This is a genomic window from Actinomadura sp. NAK00032 (assembly GCF_013364275.1).
Taxonomy (GTDB): domain Bacteria; phylum Actinomycetota; class Actinomycetes; order Streptosporangiales; family Streptosporangiaceae; genus Spirillospora.
The window spans coordinates 7,386,486-7,403,235 of record NZ_CP054932.1 but is presented as its reverse complement, the minus strand read 5'-3'; the positions used below and the strand labels follow the sequence as shown (position 1 = coordinate 7,403,235).

Sequence of the window (16,750 nt, the reverse complement as noted above, 5' to 3'; positions counted from 1 at the left end):
CGCCGCAGGGTCAGTTGGACATGGCGGTCTGCGCGACCGGGACCGGTTCCGAGGCGGGACGCAGCGGCGAGTCGTTCTGCGGTGCGGCCGTGCGGACCGGCTCGGGCGTGCGCGGGCGCGGCGGCAGCAGGCGGGCCCCGCCGGGCGCGCTCGGGGCGCGGGGCTTCGGGATCGGCGCGACGGGCGTGTCCGGCCCGGTGATGCGCCGGATGTCGATGCCGCCGGGGTCGGGCCGGTCGAGCGTCGGCACCTGGGACGCCCCGTAGTGCCCGCCGCGCGCCCAGTCCTTGCGGGCGCGCAGCGAGTGGTAGGACTGCGGGGACGGCAGCGGCGGCCCGGCGGGCCAGCGCCGCGCGACGCCCCACGCGTCCAGCCACTGGACGATCGCGTCGAGCCCGGTCAGCAGCGAACCGGTGAACGGCGTCCGGGCCTGCCCGACCACCATGATCTGCGCGCAGACGCGGCCCTCCCGGCCGACGCCGCCGCCGAGCAGCCGGGCCGCGCGGGTGATCGGGAGGAGCTGGACGATCTCGCCGGTGCCGGGATGCCACACCAGGTGCGCGGGACGGTCCTCCTTGACGAGATCGGCGGCCACCGAGCGCGCGGAGACGCCGCGCGGATCGTGCTCTCCGGCGCACCATACGACCCGGGGAGCACCCCCTCGCAACGCTCCGCCGTCGTGTCGTGCCGGCATGCGGCCGGCTCCTGGCAGCCATGCGTCTGCCACGGTGCGTCCCCCCCAATCGGGCGGTCTAGTCCCGAATGGTCTAGTCCTCTTCTCTTAGCCCAAGCGAGACTCATAAGTCCAGCCTGCCGCCTCATGGGCCGATGTGACGGCTGTCGACCTCCGTGCCAGGTGGCGACCCAGCGTGTTCGGGTGTCGTCGCTGAGGAGTACCCCAGGTGTCCAAAGATTCCACCTTGAGGCTGGTTTTTCTCCTGGGAGTTTCGGGGAAGCGGACGCCTGTGCCCGAAGCGCTCACCGTTCCCGCAGGTCAGCGCTGATGCTGAAGGCCAGGTGAAGTCTGCCTGCAAGTCGGCCGGAAGTGGCCGACAACTTACGGCGCGTATAAGCGTCCCCGGTGCCGGGTACGGGGGTGGGGTTCCCGGTTCGGACCGAGCCGCGTTCTAATAGGGCGTCATGACCGTTGACGCAGAACTGCCGGCCGGGGTCCCCGGCATCGACGTCCCCCGCCTCGCCGCCTGGCTGGCCCGCGCGCTGCCCGGCTCGGGGCGGATCACCGCGATCGACCTGATCGCGGGCGGGCGTTCGAACCTCACCTACGGGATCACCCTGGACGGCGGCCGCCGCGTCGTGCTGCGCAGGCCGCCGCTCGGCCACGTCCTCCCGACGGCCCACGACATGGGGCGCGAGTACCGGGTGCTGTCCGCGCTCGGCGCCGGGACGTCCGTGCCGGTGCCGCGGACCCTGGCGTTCTGCGACGACGAGGACGTCATCGGCGCGCGGTTCTACCTGATGGACTTCGTCGACGGCCGCGTCCTGCGCACCCGCGAGGACGCCGCCGAGATCACCCCGGAGCAGGCGCGCGGCCTGTCCGACGCGCTCGCCGGGGCCCTCGCGGCGATCCACACCGTCGACGTCGAGGCCGTCGGGCTGGCCGACTTCGGGCGCCCGAACGGCTACATGGAGCGCCAGCTCAAGCGCTGGGGCAAGCAGTGGGACAGCTCGCAGGAGGCGATCCGGGCCACCGGCACCGACCGCGACCTGCCCGAGTACGACCGGCTCGTCGCGCGGCTCGCGGAGCGGCTCCCGGCGGATGCCCCCGCTCGGCTCGTGCACGGCGACTTCCGGCTCGACAACGCGCTCGCCCGGCTGGAGCCGCGCCCCGAGATCGCGGCGGTCGTCGACTGGGAGATGTCGACGCTCGGCGACCCGCTGTCCGACCTCGGCCTGACGCTCGTCTACTGGGCCGAGGCCGCCGACGCCGAGGAACTGCCCGTCGGCGCGACGATCACCTCCGCGCCGGGCTTCTACACACGCCGCGAGTTCACCGACCGGTACGCCGCGCTGACCGGCTTCGATCTCGCCGACCTCGACTTCTACGTCGCGTTCGCCTGCTTCAAGCTCGCGGTCATCCTGGAGGGGATCCACGCCCGCTTCCTGCAGAACGCGACGGTCGGCGAGGGCTTCGACCAGATCGGCCCCGGCGTCCCCATCCTGCTGGAGCGCGCCCACCGCACGCTGGACACCGGCTCCCTCTCGTCCTAGCCGGCCCCTACCGGCGGTCTCCCTCCGCGGCGTCGCACTGCGGGGGAGACCAGCCGTTAGGACGGGCTCAGCAGTACTGGACGGACGCCGACACGCCGCCGGGCGAGAACGACACCGACCCGGTCTTGCGGCCCCAGCAGATGACGGCCGTCTTCTCCACGGTCACGCTCGCGGACTCGCCCGCCGACAGATGCCCGCCGCCGCCGGCCTTGATCTCGCCGGACGTCCCCGTGACGCTCCAGTCCACGGCCCCGCCGACGGCGGTGACCCGCACCGTGCACGTCTCGCCGCCGGAGCGGATCCTGCACCCGTCCACCGACAGGCTGCCCGGCCTGGGCGGCCGCGGCGCGCGGCTCGTCGGCGGCGCCGGAGGCTTCGTCGACGGCGTCTTCGACGGGGTCTCGGACGGCGACGGCGACTTCGACGGCGACTTCGACTCGGTCGGGGACGGCGAGGCGGACGTCGGCGACGGCTCGGTCGGCGACGGCTCCGGCACCTGGGAGTCCCCCGGCGAGGAGCTGTCACCGGGCACGGCCGGACCGTTCGCGGACGCGTTAGACGAGCCCTCCCCGTCGTGCAGCCACGACCAGGCGCCGACGCACATCACCACGAGCCCGACGCTCACGGCGACGGCGGCGAGCGCCGGACCGCGCCGCCGCGGCGACCGGTCGCGGCCGCGCGGCGCGGCCGGCTGGTAGGGGAGCGGCCAGCCGTACTCGTCGAACGGCTCCGTCCAGGCGGCGATGGCGCGGCGGTTGTCGGCGCGGTCCGCGGCGGTCGCGGCGGTCAGCACGTCCAGCCGCAGGTCGGCGGGAATCGCCGCGATCGGCAGCACCGACAGCAGCCGGTCCGGCGGCAGCGGCGGCGTCTCCTGCTCCCCGCACACCGGGCAGCTCCCGACATGCCGGACGAGCGACCCGGCCGTCTGCGGGGTCAGCGGCCACGACTCGGTCAGCGCAGCGAGGCTGGGGCAGCTCTTCCAGTGGTTCTGCGCGACGAGCGCCGCGTGCAGCGCCGCACCGAGGTCCTCGCGGGCCTTCTCGACCAGCGCGAGCGTCTCCTCCAGCGGGATGCCGAAGACGCCGCACAGGTCGACCTCGTCCAGCTCGTGCCGGACCGACAGGTCGATCGCCTCGCGCTGCCGCCCGTTGAGCGCGGCGAGCGCGCTGTGGGCGAGCAGCCGCCGCTCCTCGCGGCGGGCGAGCTGCTCCTGTGTCAGCTCGTCCTCGGCCTCGGGCGCCTCCTGCCCGATGTGCCGGTTCGGGCTGTCGCGGCGCCGCATGCACTCCTTGCGGGCGATCGCGTACAGCCAGCCGCGCAGCCGGTCCGGCTCGGTGAGCCGTCCCACGTGCTCGCGGGCCGCGATGACGGTGTTGCGGAGCGCACCGGCCGCCTCGACCCGGTCGCGCAGCAGACCGTGGCAGTAGTCGAAGAGGAACGGCGCGTAGGTGTCGTAAACCTCGGTCAGGGCGATGACGTCCCCGGCGCGCAGCGAGTCCGCCAGCCTGGATTCGTCGCTTCGCCCGGGCCCTGGCTCACCGGCCACGGGAACCCTCCCAGCGAATTCGATGGTGTTGTGGATCGTGCCCCCGGCGAGCCCCGACGTCCGTCGGCCGACTCTGGTTGCCTGATCTTGCCACCAAGTTGCTGAGATTTCTCCCGTATGTGGGGATTTCCGTGACGAATCCGGCACACGCCGTGGCCATCTGTCCTAGTCGGACGGCACACGCGTCACATTATGTGATCTGAGTCACACAAGACGATCGGTTGGTCTATCAGCCGCCGTCTGGCCCGGGAGGCTCCTCGTTCGTCGGGCAGATCAACGTCACCGAGCCGGTGTCGCCCGTGCTGAGGCGGACGGTGCCCCGGCCGCCGGGAGGGGTGCAGTTTCCGGTGACGTGGATCGAGCCCGTCTGACCGGCGCGAAGCGTGCCTCCGCCGCTGGCGCTGATATCGCCGGTCGCACCCGCGACCGACCAGGTCACCGTCCCGCCGATGGCACGTACTCCGATATCGCAGGAGCCCGAGCCTGCGCCGTTGATCCGGATCGTGCATGACCCCACACTGAGACGGCCCGTCCGGGGAGCGGAGAACGTGGGGCGGGGGGTGGAGGAGCGGGTCGGTTTGCGGGTCTTGGACGGCGTCGGCGTCGGGGTCGCGGACGTCGTCGTGGGGGTGGGCGTCGGGGTCTCGCTCTGCGTGGGCGTCGGCGAGTCGGACGGTTCTTCGGAGTCGGGCGGCGAGGACGGGTCGAGCACCGATTCCGACGCGCCGCCCGCGGGCCCCTGCGCGCTCGTCTCCCCACGGCCGGACATGACGTAGAACGCCCCGGCCACGATGACGATGACCGCCGCCGCGGCCGCCAGCGCCGGCCAGAGCGCGCGCGGGCCGCGCCGTTCGGAGCCGTCGTCCTGCTTGGCGGCGCGGTCGACGACGAGGGGCCAGCCCCACTCGTCGAGCGGCTCGGCGCGGTGCGCGATGTAGTTGAGGTCGCCGGCCAGCGCGGCGTCGGTGGCGGTGGCCATGACGTGCCCGCGCAGGTCGGTGGGCATCATCGCGACCGGCAGCACCTGCAGGAGCCGCGCCGCGGGGGCGGTCCGCTCGTGCTGGGATCCGCACACCGGGCAGGACGCGACGTGCTGCACCAGCGCGCGGACCGCCGGCGGAGGCAGCGGACGGGTGCCGCCGACGCCGCCCTCTTCGGCGATCCCGGCGAGTTCCGGGCAGCCGCTGCGTCCGGTGCGGGCGAGGTGGACGGCGGCGAGGGCCTCGTCCAGGCGGGCCTGGGCCACGCCGGTCAGGTCCGTGGACTCCTGCCCGTCCAGGCCGAGCACGCAGCCGACCTCGAAGGTGTCCAGGCCGTGCCGCAGCATGAGGTCGATCGACTCGCGCTCGCGGCCGCGCAGCGTCGCCAGCGCGCTGTGGACGAGCCGCCGGGCCTCCTGCCGGCGGGCGAGTTCCGCCTCGTCGAGGAAGCCCTCCTCGACCTCGGGGGCGCCGCGCCGTTCGGCGGGCCGGTTCGGGTCGCGCAGGCGCCGCATGCACTCGTTGCGGACGAGCGCGTACAGCCAGGCGCGGAACCGGTCTGGCTCGCGCAGCACGGAGACGTGCGCGTAGGCGGCGATCAGCGCGTCGTGCAGCGCCCCGGCCGCCTGCTCCTGGTCGCGAAGCAGCGCGTGGCAGTAGTCGTACAGGCGGGCCGCGTAGCGGTCCATGACCTGGATGAGCGCGCTGGGATCTCCTGCGGCCAGCGCCTGCGCCAGACGTTCGTCGTCCGCGCGTTCAAAACTGGGCCAACCGGACACAAGGTCCTCCTGCGGGCTGCGTTCGGATTCCTCGTCCGCATCGTGAGGGACGGGCTGGAAGATCCAAGAGGGAGCGGTGGGCTCTCCCGCCGCCGGTTCGGTCCGGCGGGCGCTTCCCCGTCACCGGGTCGGGGGGAAAGCGAGTTGGAGGCCCGACGGCCCCGCTCCCCGTCGGGCCTCCGATTGTTTGACGAGCGGCCCCGGCCCCCGGTTGACACCGGGGACCGGAAAAAATCAAGAACTACCCGACGCGTCGGTAAGCTCACCGGAGCGTGATCACTGGATCCGGCGGGACAGCATCTTCAGGAAGATCTTGGAGATCTCCTGCGGGGTCTGCGCGACCTGGACGTTGCCGTGCGTCACCGCGGCGATCTGCTCCAGCTCGTTGCGGTCCACGCCCTTGCCGAACCCGATCATGTTGACCTGGATCGGCTTGTTCGGGTCCTGCATGGCCTTCAGCTGCTTGAGCGTGTCCGCCAGCGTGGGGCCGCCGTCGTCGTCGTTCTTGCCGTCCGTCAGCAGCAGGATCGAGTTGCCGAACTCCGGCTTGTAGGTCTCGTTCATCTTCTTGTACGCGGCCAGCATCGTCCGGTATAGGCCGGTGTCGCCGGTCGGCTTCGGCTTCATCTGGTTCAGCACCCCGAGGACGCGTCCGCGCCGGGTGCTGGACCCGATCCGCTCGCCGAGCGGGCCGATCGGCACCGTGACCCGGTACGGGACGCCGCCGCTGCCCATGTTGGTGGAGAACAGCCACTGGCCGAGCTCGGTGTCGTTCGACATCATCGACAGGCCGCCCTGCGACACCTGCGCGATGGCCTGCAGCCGGTTGGTGTTGGGGCCGACCTTCTCCGCCATCGAGCCGGACACGTCGATCAGCGTCAGCATGCGCAGCCCGAGCGACAGCTTCGACCAGGCCTGCATGATCTTCGCGACGTCCGCGCTCTTCGGCGTGGGCAGCTGCCGCGGCTTGGCCGGGCTGACCCCGGCCGCCTCGGTGAAGCCCGCCGGCGCCTTGCTGTCGGTGGTGCGGAAGCCGAGGTCGTGGACGTCCTTGCGGGTCGCCTCGGTGCTCATCGCCTGCTCCAGCAGCCGGGCGCCCTTCTGCTTGGCGGCGTCCTTGCTGGTGACGGTGAACGGGTAGTCCATCGACAGCGTGCCCTCGATCGGGTACAGCGCCACCGCGGGCTCCGACGGCTTCGTCCTGTTGTACTGGTACAGCGCCTGCTCGGACGACAGGGAGATCGGCTTCTTGCCGCCCTTGTCCTTGCGGAACGCCGCGAACTCCGCCTCCACCGAGGGGACCGTGCTCTCGCGGACCGTCCGGACGATGCCGGTGAAGATCGAGTCGCGGTTCGGGTCGTTGGCCAGCAGCATGCTGGTGACCATGAGCGAGCCCATGCCCGCCGCGTTCTTCATCGGGTCCGGCACGACCAGCCGCACCGCGCCGGCCGGGATCATCTGGTTCTTGGTCACCGCGCCGCCGGCGACGCCGCCCGCCGCCTTCAGCAGGTTGTCCCAGGACGGGCTGGCGGTGATGCCCTGCTTCTTCAATTGCAGGGCGAGCGACTGCGGCAGCCCCACCACGATCGGGCTCTTCGCCAGCGAGGTCTTGGTGGACACCACGGCGCCCTTGTCGTCGCCCTCGGCGCTCGACTGGGCCAGCGAGACCCACAGGGACGAGTCGGGGATCCACACGTCCGGCCGCTCGTTGGACCCGTTCGACACGGCCTGCCCGGACAGCAGCGGCGTCACCGCCGACGGCTCGACCTTCTTCACCGTCGCCTTGACGCACGTGCCGTCGACCTTGTGCTTGCCGTCGTTGAAGCGTCCGGCGGCCTTCTCCACGACGGGCGCGATGTCCGGCGCCGCCGCGACCGACAGGTTCATCGCGTCGTCGCCGGAGCAGCCGCCGCCGCTCTCGGCGAACGCGTAGACGCCGACGCCGAGCAGCAGCGCGAGGCCCACGGCCCCGGCCATCGGCCCGATCAGCGCGGTCGCGCTGCGCTTGCGCTTGCGGCGCCCGTACTCGTAGCCGCCGGACCCGCTGTCATAGCCGCCGGACCCGCTGTCGTAGCCGCCCGACCCGCCGCCGTAACCACCGGACCCGCCGGAGCCTCCCGATCCGCTCGACGAGCCGGACCCGCCGCCGAAGAACCCCGACGGGCCGCCGTCCGAACTGCGGATCGCGTCGTACTCGCTGTATCCGGTGCCCGCCAGCGGGGAGGACTCGCGCGGCGGCCCCTTCGGGGACGACGACCGCGGCTCACCCTGCGGATACCCGCCGGACGGTTCCCGGCCCGGGTAACCCCCGGAAACCTCGCTCTGCGGGTAACCGCCGGACCGTCCTAGCCCGTAGCCGCCCGCGTCGGACGCGCCGCCGAACCCGCCGGCCCCGTAGACCGGCTCCTCCGACGACTGCCGGGGCGTGAACCACTCGGGCGTCTCGCCCGACGCGCCGGGCGGCGCGCCCTGCGGCCCGGCCTGGGGCTGGGAGAGCGGTGCGCCCTGGCTGTCCCGCGCGCCGAACCAATCGGACGACCCGTCGTTGGCCGGACCGAAGACTGGCCTGGACGGGTCGTAGCCGCCGTCCGCCCCGTCAGGGAAGTCATTGCGATGACGTCCGCTCATGGCCTGCCCTCGATTCACCAGAAACCCGCCGATGTTCCCCGGCACTGTAGTAGTACGAACGAGAGGTTACAAAGAACTCAAAAGTGATAATGACGCAGGTCATCACCGTATGTCCCGACGAACCTGGCATCGCCCCCGAGCATCACGGACCGCGACGACGGCGGTACGAACAGACGCGAAACCCCGGCCGCGGCGACCGGATCCGGCCGTCCGGGACGGCAGACTTGAGGGCATGGCCGACCTCATCCCCGTCCCGGATCCCACCGATCCGCGCCTCGCCGACTACGTCCGGCTCCGCGACGTGAACCTGCGCAAGAGCCTGGAGGCCGAGCACGGCCTGTTCATCGCCGAGGGCGAGAAGGTGATCCGCCGCGCGATCGCCGCCGGCCACCCCGTCCGCTCCCTCCTGATGGCGCGCCGCTGGGCCGACCCGCTCGCCGACGTCCTGGCGGACCTGGACGCCCCCGTCTACGTCACCGACGACGCCGCCATGGAGTCGGTCACCGGCTTCCCGGTGCACCGCGGCGCCCTGGCCTCCCTCGAACGCCTCCCGCTGCCCCCGGTCGCGGACGTCCTCGCCGCCGCCCGCCGCGTCGTCATCTGCGAGGACATCGTCGACCACACCAACATCGGGGCGATCTTCCGCTGCGCGGCGGCCCTGGGCGTGGACGCCGCCGTCCTCGCCCCGCGCTGCGCCGACCCCCTCTACCGGCGCTCGGTGAAGGTCTCCATGGGCGCCGTGTTCGCCCTCCCGTACGCCCGCATGACCGACTGGCACAACGACCTGTCCCTGATCCGCGACGCGGGCTTCCAGCTCCTGGCCCTGACCCCCGCCCCCGACGCCGAACCCATCGACGACCTGAAACCCGCCGACCGCCGGGCCCTCCTCCTCGGCTCCGAAGGCGACGGCCTGTCGTCCCGCTGGCTGCACCAGGCCGACCACCGCGTCCGCATCCCCATGAACGAAACGGCACAGGAACGCGGCGTCGACTCCCTCAACGTCGTAGCCGCCGCCGCAATAGCCTGCTACGCCCTGACCAGATCCTGACCCATGCGCGAATGGCGTCACTCCGTGGACCGGTGGCGCATTTCGCGCCGGAGGCGGTGTCTGTACACTCGCCTCGTCCTCCGCCCACCACGCGGCCGGAGCCGCTTCCGGCGGTCGGCCCGAATCTGGAATTCGGCCATGGTGACCAGGAACAGAAAAGCAAGGAACCGTGCCCGCAGGCGTCGCCGATTAGCCCTTCTCCTGGAGCGGCCGCCGACCATCGTCAAGGTCATCTGCGCGATTCCCGCCTTCGCCTTCGCGCTGGAAACGGGAGTGGCCGGCTTCGCACTGGTGAACAACGGCGAGGGGACCATCGCCTCGGGTACCGGCATCGTCCGCACCTGCACACGGGATCCGGCGACCGGATGGCTCATGTACCAGTGCGGTCTCGAGGATCCGCGCGGCGCCGCCGCCCCCGTCGATTCGACCGTCTCCAGGGCCGGTGAGCTCAAGACGCTCACGCGTCCCCACGGCACGATCGCCTTCGAGATCCGCAAGACCACCGGAAGCAAGTCGGGCCAGGCCTCCGTGACGGTCGAGCGGGGGACGCCGAGGTATTCGGTCCTGGTGCAGATGCTGGTGTTCCCGGTCGGCATCGCGGCCTTCTTCGTCGTGTTCGTCCCGCTGCTGCGCCTGGTCCGGCTCGCTGCGCGGGCCGCCCGGCCCCGGCCCCACGCGCCCCCGGAACCCTAGGGATCGGCCCGGATGTTCAGCTTCTGGTTGATCTCTTCGGTGGACGGGACGTTGCTGGTGTCGTCCTCTTCTCCCTGTGCGATGCCACCCGCGATCTTGATTCCGCTCGCGGCGGCGGGCGCCCGTGGGTCGTAGGCGTTCCCGAAGGGGAGCGTGTGACCGTCGCGTCCACCCAGCGCGGTGCGGGCCTCCCGGCCGCTCCCCACGAGCCCCCGGCCGAACCCGCCGGGGCCGAGAGCGGTGTTCCCGCCCTTGCCCGTGAGCTTCCAGAACGATTTCGCCTTCATGTCCTTCAGCGCCTTCATCACCTTGGCGAGCACGGCCTGGAGCTTGCGGATGATCGCCATGACCTTCTGCAGGATCCGGGCGCCGCGCGAGGTGGCGACCGCCGCCTCCCCGGCGGTCGCGGCCCCCGCCGCCGCCTCCGAGGCGCCCAGCGTCGGGATCGCCGCCGCCTGCGCGGCCAGCCAGGTGATGATCAGCCATTCCACGAACTGCGAGATCAGGTCCTTGATGAGCGACATCGCCGTGTCCATCAGCGCCGCACTGAGCGCGAGGATGGCATCGATGTTCCCGATCTCCTTGGCGGTATCGCGCGTGCCCTCGATGAACGCGTCGAGCCGCTGCTTGGCGGCGGCACTGGCCGGCCCCGCCCAGGTCGCGAGGTCGGCCTTGAGAGTGCCGCTCATCTCGTCGGCCAGTTTCACGAGGTCTCGCTGGGCCGCCTGCCACTGGTCACGATGCTCGCCTATCTTGTCGGCGTCCCCGGTCACCCAGGTGAGCATGTCGTGCAGCGGCTTCACCCAGTCGATGAGGAATCCGACCCCGGCGCCGACCAGTGCACCGAGCGGGTCCAGATATGCGAACAACCCGGTGACTCCGAGGTCGGCGATGTCCGCCCCGATCGTCGCCAGGTCACCCGCCTGTCCGTGCTTCCACATGTTGACGCCTTGCGCGACTCCCGGCGCGTTCTTCTTGAGGGATTCGCTCGTATCGCCGAATAACTCGTACCCCATGTGACGGATCCTCTCTGAGGCTGAGGCGGGGCCGGACTAGGCGGGACGGATCCCGGGCAGGTCCTGCTCAAGTAGCCGGAGCTTGCCGAGGATCGCCTCGTTCGCCGCGGCGTAGTTGCGCGCGGTCGCGGTCATCGCCTTCTCGGCGTCCGCGAGGAACGTGGCGATCATGTCGATGTGGTCGCAGGCGCTCTCGGCGGCCTGCCCGTAGTTCACCGAGAACGCGGCACCGACGAGGCCCCACTCGTGGCCGCTGACGGTCTTCGCCGCGTCGGCGAAGGCCTTGGTCTTCTTCGCCCGGTCGCTGAAGGAGTCCAGATGCGTCGCCGCGGCCAGGAGCCGCTGCGGGTCGTGCCGGGTCTCGGTTCCTTCGCCGCCCTGGCTCATCGGCTTCCCTCCCCGGAGGTGCCGCCGGTGCCGGCGAGGTCGAGCGGCGGCACCGGCTCGCGTTCGAGAGCGGCTGCGGGGGATTCCAGTAAATCGGTCATTCTGTCAAGATCCTTGACTTCGCTTCCGACTAGACGGTTAGCCAGCCTAAGGCATGCGGAATCGGATCGACAGGATGATCGAGGAGATCGGCGGCAAAAGGCCCCGCGCGGGCCTTCCGGTGGAGGTGGCGGGGCAATCCCCGCTGATCACTTGCCGAACATGCCGCGGCGCGGGCGCCGGTGCGTTCCCTTCGGGCGCTTGGCGGCGGCCCCGGCGGGCACGCGGCGCCGTCCGAGCCGCAACTGCGTCAGCAGCAGCGAGAACGCGACCATCAGGGCGGCCAGCCAGGCGATCTGCGTGCTCGCCATCCGCTCGAACGTGATGTCCTGAGCGACGGGCGCCTTGTTCCCCTGCAACCGGCTCTGCGGCGTCCCCGCCCCGGGCACCGGACTCGGCGCGACGGAAGGGTTCGGCGCCTGGATGGGCGGCAGCGCCACCTGAGGGTTCCTGGGGCTGAACGAGGAGTTCGGCGACGGCGGCACATACCCGCCCGCCCCGCTCGACGACGACCCGCCGCCCCCGGACCCCGACCCACTGCTCCCGGACCCGCTGCTCCCACTCGTCCCGGACGACTTCGTAGGAGTAGGCGACGGCTTCGACGGCGTCCGCGACGGCTTCTCCGTCGGCTTCTTTGTTGGTGTCTTGGTTGGTGTAGGGGTAGCGGACTGCTCCGGCACGATGAAGGTGAGCTTGGACTGCGGAGTCTGCTTCGTCAGACTTGTTGCGCTCACGGTCACGGTGACCGTCACGGTCACCGTTTTCTTAGTGGACTTGGGGACGGACACCTTCGACTCAACATCCGCAACATCCTTGGGGGGCTCTTCACCGGTAGCGAGCGCCCCGAGTTCGCAGCCAGTGGCGCACTCACCCTCGACTGTTGCATCCGCTGACTCTGGCGTCGCGACGATGCTCTCGACCTTGATGCCGGAAACGTTGCCGTCCACCGCTTTGATGTGAGTCAGCACGGTGACTTTGTCGCCAGGCTTCGCCGTCGCAGTGGCAGGACTGACGCTGACCTCGAGCTTCCCCGTGGTGGCCGGTTCGGAGGTGGAGGGCGAGGTTGAGCCAGGCGTGGACGGTGAGGGAGCTTCGGTGGCGGCTACGGCGGAGGCGCCGCCGGCGGCGAGGACGGCCGCCGTGCCGAGACCGATGAACACCGGTTTGATCGCCGATCGGCAGATCACTGCCGCAGCACCTCCGTTGCGTCGCCGTTGAGCGCCCGTGTCCGATATGCACAGCCCGAGGGGTCGCCTCGACAGTCAAGCGAACACGCATCCGCGGGCCAAATCAACCCCGTCGCGGGTTAGATCATCTCTTCTCGGACGTCCTCGACCTCGGTGCCGGGGGCCCACGCCTGCCAGACGCCCTGGTCGATGCGGTCGAGGCCCAGGTTCTCGGCGACGGGGGCCCGTCCTCCCGTGTACTCGACGCGCAGCCAGTTCTCGTGCTCGCCGACGATGGCGAACCGCTCGCCGCGCCAGCGGCAGGTCGTCCGGACGTACCGGAGGTCCTCGATCTCGGACGCGGGGACGATCCGGCGGTACCGGCCGGGCCGCAGCTCCTCGAAACCGTCCGTCGGGCCCGGTGCGTACAGTCTGACCTCGCCGTCGGCGCCCGGCGCGGCCTCGAAGTCGCGGCCGAGCCAGCGCGCGACATAACCGTCCCGGATCACTGCACGGCCTCCGTCCGTCCGTCGCCGCCCTCGGGGCTCCCCTCCGGCCGCAGCCAGGCGAGCCGGTCGGGGTCGTACATCGCCACGAACCGCTCGGTCCGGTCGCGGCCGAGGTAGTACATCTCCGCGCCGTACGGGAGGCGGGCGCTGTCCACCTTGTACTCGCGGATGGAGCCGGCGCTTCCCGGGGCGAAACCGCCGCCCAGGAACGGCGGCCGCTCGATGACCCAGCCCGACTCGCCCCACGCGGCCAGTTCCGCCTCGTCGCGTCCGCCGAAGGGGACCCGGTACAGGCTGGGGCAGTAGGCGGGCCACCGGATGACGTACACGCCGTCGTCGGCGGGCGAGAACGGCGAGCCGTCGTACAGCAGCCCCAGCGTCTCGTACAGCTGGCCGGGCGTCTGCAGCTCGGCGACGTCGCCGGTGGAGTGCACGAACCCGCCGACCCGGTCGTAGCCCTGCTCCAGGTACCAGGAGACGAGCCCGTGCGGGACGACCTTCTGCATGATGGTGGGGGACGAGACGCGGTCGTCCAGGTCGGACGGCAGGCGTGCCGGTTCCGGCTCCGGTTCGGGCTCCGGCTCCGGTCGCGGCGGCGGCAGCAGCGGAACCTCGGGCCGTGCCGGGACGAGACCGACCCGCACCGCCCACTCGCTGAGCGCCCGCACCTGGCCGCCCTGCAGCGAGGCCCCGATGCGCGTCCCCGGGTTGAGCAGCATCGCCCAGTCCTCGCGGGGCCACGCGCCGATCAGCTCGCGGAAGTCGGCGTACACGAACCGGGACTCGGGCAGCACCTCGCGCAGCCGCACCAGCGACGTGAACACCCGCACGGACGACGCGTCGCGCAGCGCCGCGTCCCAGCGGAACTCGCGCTGTATGGGCGTCACCTCGAGCGGCGCCTCGTCCGGGATGGGGACGAGCACGTTGGCGTTGAGCAGCACCCGCAGGAACGCGTCGGAGTCGCCGCTCGACGCGGCCTCGTAGAGCTCCTGGTCGATCCGGTTCCCGGGCTCGAACGCCGGCTCGGGCTCTGGCTCGGGCTCCGCGACGGCCCGCAGGCCGCGCGCTCCCGGCGCCTCCGCTTCGCCTTCGCCCGGCACGGCCGGCGGCACGGGCTCGACCGGCCGCGCAGCCGGTACGTCGGCCGAACCGAAGTCGCCGTACGGGGATTCGGCGCCCGCGTCCCGTCCGCTGGACGGCCCGTCTTGAGCCGGAACGCCGCCGGGCGCGCCGGCCCCCGCCTCGCCGAACCCGCTCGGGGCACCCGTCCCCGGAAGCCCGCCGCCATCCCCGGTGGGGGGCGCGAGAGGGCCGGTCGGCGGTGACGGAGGCGCGTCGGCCGGACGCCCTGGCGCCTCACCAGGTGAGGGCGTCCCGGTCGACTCGCCAGGCGGTGGGACCGGGGACCCGCCGGTCGGGCCGCCCAGAAGACTCTCCGGCGGCGGGGTGGCGTGACCGCCGGTACCGGTGACCGGTGCAGCGGGCGCGTCGGTCGGGCCGCTCAGGGGAGCTTCCGGCGGCATGGTGTGGCCGCCGGTGTCGGCGAAGGGCGCGCCGGGTGCGTCCACTGGACGACTCGGGAGGTCATGCGGCGGCGGGGGCGCCACCTCGGCGGGCGGAGCGGCGGGTGCGTCCGGTGCGGGCGACAGGCCGGGCGGAGGGCCGTCCTGCGATGGCATGGCGAATCCGCCGCTCTCCCCGCCGGGCGGGGTGCTCTCCGGCTGCGGGCGCGGGGGTTCGCCGCTCTCTCCGCCGGGCGGGGCGGGGACGTGCGGGCCGGGCAGGGGGCTCTCCGGGTGCGCGGGTTCGCTGCTTTCCGCACCGGCCGGGCCGGGCAGAGGGGCGTCCTGCGGTGGCATCGGGAATCCGCCGCTCTCCGCAGCGAGCGGGGCGGGGGTATCGGCCGGGCCGGGCGGGGAGCTTCCCGGCTGCGGGGGCGTGAGCCCGCCGCTTTCCCCGCTGGTCGGGCCGGGCAGGGGGCTCTCCGGCTGGGGGAGGTTGTGGTCGCCGGTCGGGCCGCCTAGGGGAGGTTCCGGCGTGGGGTTGGTGCCCGGTTGGCCCAGGAGGCTTTCGGACGGTGCGGGGGTCCGGCGGGGGAGGTCCGTGCCGTGTGCGCCGGTCTGGTCGGGGACGGGCGTGGTCGCCTGGCCGGTGGGAACGCCTTCGTGCGGCGAGCCCGCGTGGTGGCCGGCGTCGGTGGTGCGCGCCGGTTCGGGTGCCGGGGCCGGGGCGTCCTCGTGCGGTGGGACGGCGTGGCGGCCGCGGTCGGCGGACGCGTCCGGCGGGACGGGGGGCGCCACCGGGACGGCCGGGGTGTCCGGCGGCGGGGGCGTGGACGCCGACGGCGGGGCCGCCGGGAGGCGCAGGGTGCGGAGCTGCTCGCCCGGCATCGACGCGTCGATGGGCGTGCCCGGGTTGAGGACGAGCGTCCACTCGGTGTCGGGCCAGGCGGTGACCATCTCGTGCAGGCTCGGCATGATGAAGCGCGACGAGCCGATGGCGTCGTTCATCCACTTCAGCGACGTGAACACCTGGATGGACGTCCGGCCGTGGACGGGGATCGGCCGCCACGGGAACTCGGGGTCGCCGGGGACGATGCCCCACGGGGTGTCGGCGTCGGCGGGCACCAGCACCTGCGCGCCCAGCAGGATCTTGTAGAAGGCCTCGGTGTCGCGGCGCCGGGCGGTGTCGAACAGGCGCTGCTCGATGTCGTTCTGCGGCTCGAAGCGGTCGGTCATGCGCTGCGCGGCGCGCTGGTCGGCCCAGGTGGCGAGGCCGGGGAGCTGCTGGGCGAGGACGGTGCCGCCGGCGGGGGAGCCGGAGTTGATGGCCAGGAGCCAGTCGTGGTTCGGCCAGTAGCGCAGCACGACGGTGAACGGCAGCGTGATGTACTCGGTGCCCGGCGGCGATGCCTCCGTGAGGCGTTCGGGCGAGGTGAAGACGGGCACGACCGTGGAGCCGTCCACCTCGCGGGTCTGCCAGGGGAAGCCGGGACGGCCCGGGCGCAGCGCGAAGTCGAGGTCGGGCGGGACGGGCAGCAGGACGTCGGTGGCCGCGAGGGTCTGCAGGAACAGGTCGTGGTCGTTGTTCGCGGCGGCCCGCAGCAGCTCGCGCTCGACGTCGTTCGCGGGCTGGAACTCCGGGCGCGGCGACTGCCGGGGCAGCTCGCGGTGCTGGTCGCGGAGCTCCTCCCAGGCGGCGGGCGCGCGGCCGACCTGCGGCGGCCGCCCGTCGCCCTCGGCGACCTGGCGCACGAACCAGGCCGGCATCCGCGCCTCGATCGGCAGCACCGCGCCGACGCCGTGGGCGGGCGCGTCGATGGCGAGCCACCACCGGGCGTCCGGCCAGGTCTCGGCGATGTCGCCGAACCGCACGGTCATGAAGTGCCGGTAGGACGGCCCGAGGCAGGCGCGCATCGCCGACGCCGACGTGTAGACCAGCACGTGGACGCGGCCGTCCTCCTCCTGGGTCGGCCACGACGGCTGCGTCTCGTTGGCGAGGACGCCGTTCACCAGTTCGGGCGGGACGGGGACGACGAGCTCGCTGTCCGCGAGGAGGCGGAAGTAGCCCTCCTGGTCCCCGGCCCGGACCGTCTCCTGAAGCCGGTGCTCGAACTCCGACGTGGGTCGCCACGCGTCGGCCACGGTCGCCACCCCCTGTTTCCTCCGTG

12 protein-coding genes are annotated in these 16,750 nt (G+C 72.4%); 3 read left to right on the top strand and 9 right to left on the bottom strand.

Features of this window, described 5'->3' with window-relative positions; all coding sequences use genetic code 11:
- Positions 1–10: 10 nt before the first annotated feature.
- Positions 11–595 carry a hypothetical protein gene (locus HUT06_RS33780; RefSeq protein WP_254715520.1) on the bottom strand — a complete coding sequence of 195 codons (585 nt, stop codon included), beginning with the start codon at positions 593–595 and terminating at the stop codon, positions 11–13.
- 545 nt (positions 596–1,140) lie between these two features.
- Here HUT06_RS33780 and HUT06_RS33775 point away from each other — a divergent pair.
- Positions 1,141–2,229 carry a phosphotransferase family protein gene (locus HUT06_RS33775; protein WP_176199414.1) on the top strand — a complete coding sequence of 363 codons (1,089 nt, stop codon included), beginning with the start codon at positions 1,141–1,143 and terminating at the stop codon, positions 2,227–2,229.
- A 67-nt stretch (positions 2,230–2,296) separates the two neighbouring features.
- Here HUT06_RS33775 and HUT06_RS33770 read toward each other — a convergent pair whose 3' ends face one another.
- From HUT06_RS33770 to HUT06_RS33760, 3 genes are all read right to left on the bottom strand, one after another.
- A complete protein-coding gene (locus HUT06_RS33770; protein WP_176199413.1) occupies positions 2,297–3,775 on the bottom strand; it encodes an RNA polymerase sigma factor in 1,479 nt (492 codons plus the stop codon).
- Positions 3,776–4,004: 229 nt separating this feature from the next.
- Complete coding sequence (locus HUT06_RS33765) at positions 4,005–5,534, bottom strand: sigma-70 family RNA polymerase sigma factor (RefSeq protein WP_176199412.1); 1,530 nt, start codon at positions 5,532–5,534, stop codon at positions 4,005–4,007.
- Between the two features lie 276 nt (positions 5,535–5,810).
- A complete protein-coding gene (locus HUT06_RS33760) occupies positions 5,811–8,162 on the bottom strand; it encodes a substrate-binding domain-containing protein (protein WP_176199411.1) in 2,352 nt (783 codons plus the stop codon).
- 232 nt (positions 8,163–8,394) lie between these two features.
- Here HUT06_RS33760 and HUT06_RS33755 point away from each other — a divergent pair, with 232 nt between their 5' ends.
- Positions 8,395–9,210 (top strand): RNA methyltransferase, encoded by an 816-nt coding sequence (locus HUT06_RS33755; RefSeq protein ID WP_176199410.1) that lies wholly within the window; start codon positions 8,395–8,397, stop codon positions 9,208–9,210.
- A 138-nt stretch (positions 9,211–9,348) separates the two neighbouring features.
- The gene (locus HUT06_RS33750) at positions 9,349–9,903 is read left to right on the top strand and encodes a hypothetical protein (protein WP_176199409.1); all 555 of its coding nucleotides are present in this window, start codon (positions 9,349–9,351) and stop codon (positions 9,901–9,903) included.
- Here HUT06_RS33750 and HUT06_RS33745 read toward each other — a convergent pair.
- The 5 genes from HUT06_RS33745 to HUT06_RS33725 all read right to left on the bottom strand — a co-directional run bounded on the left by HUT06_RS33745 (position 9,900) and on the right by HUT06_RS33725 (position 16,733).
- Positions 9,900–10,919 carry a hypothetical protein gene (locus HUT06_RS33745; protein ID WP_176199408.1) on the bottom strand — a complete coding sequence of 340 codons (1,020 nt, stop codon included), beginning with the start codon at positions 10,917–10,919 and terminating at the stop codon, positions 9,900–9,902. The genes HUT06_RS33750 and HUT06_RS33745 overlap by 4 nt on opposite strands.
- A 36-nt stretch (positions 10,920–10,955) precedes the next feature.
- Positions 10,956–11,306 (bottom strand): hypothetical protein, encoded by a 351-nt coding sequence (locus tag HUT06_RS33740; protein ID WP_176199407.1) that lies wholly within the window; start codon positions 11,304–11,306, stop codon positions 10,956–10,958.
- A 248-nt stretch (positions 11,307–11,554) separates the two neighbouring features.
- Complete coding sequence (locus HUT06_RS33735; protein WP_176199406.1) at positions 11,555–12,592, bottom strand: hypothetical protein; 1,038 nt, start codon at positions 12,590–12,592, stop codon at positions 11,555–11,557.
- Between the two features lie 119 nt (positions 12,593–12,711).
- Complete coding sequence (locus tag HUT06_RS33730) at positions 12,712–13,080, bottom strand: hypothetical protein (protein ID WP_176199405.1); 369 nt, start codon at positions 13,078–13,080, stop codon at positions 12,712–12,714.
- Positions 13,077–16,733 carry an SseB family protein gene (locus HUT06_RS33725; RefSeq protein ID WP_176199404.1) on the bottom strand — a complete coding sequence of 1,219 codons (3,657 nt, stop codon included), beginning with the start codon at positions 16,731–16,733 and terminating at the stop codon, positions 13,077–13,079. The genes HUT06_RS33730 and HUT06_RS33725 overlap by 4 nt, the downstream gene beginning before the upstream one ends.
- Positions 16,734–16,750 lie beyond the last annotated feature (17 nt).

What these genes read in the sequence shown, in the direction of transcription:
- HUT06_RS33775 (WP_176199414.1), top strand. Translation starts at nt 1,141, where the DNA reads ATGACCGTTGACGCAGAACTGCCGGCCGGGGTCCCCGGCATCGACGTC.
- HUT06_RS33760 (WP_176199411.1), bottom strand. Translation starts at nt 8,162, where the DNA reads ATGAGCGGACGTCATCGCAATGACTTCCCTGACGGGGCGGACGGCGGC.
- HUT06_RS33755 (WP_176199410.1), top strand. Translation starts at nt 8,395, where the DNA reads ATGGCCGACCTCATCCCCGTCCCGGATCCCACCGATCCGCGCCTCGCC.
- HUT06_RS33750 (WP_176199409.1), top strand. Translation starts at nt 9,349, where the DNA reads ATGGTGACCAGGAACAGAAAAGCAAGGAACCGTGCCCGCAGGCGTCGC.
- HUT06_RS33745 (WP_176199408.1), bottom strand. Translation starts at nt 10,919, where the DNA reads ATGGGGTACGAGTTATTCGGCGATACGAGCGAATCCCTCAAGAAGAAC.
- HUT06_RS33740 (WP_176199407.1), bottom strand. Translation starts at nt 11,306, where the DNA reads ATGAGCCAGGGCGGCGAAGGAACCGAGACCCGGCACGACCCGCAGCGG.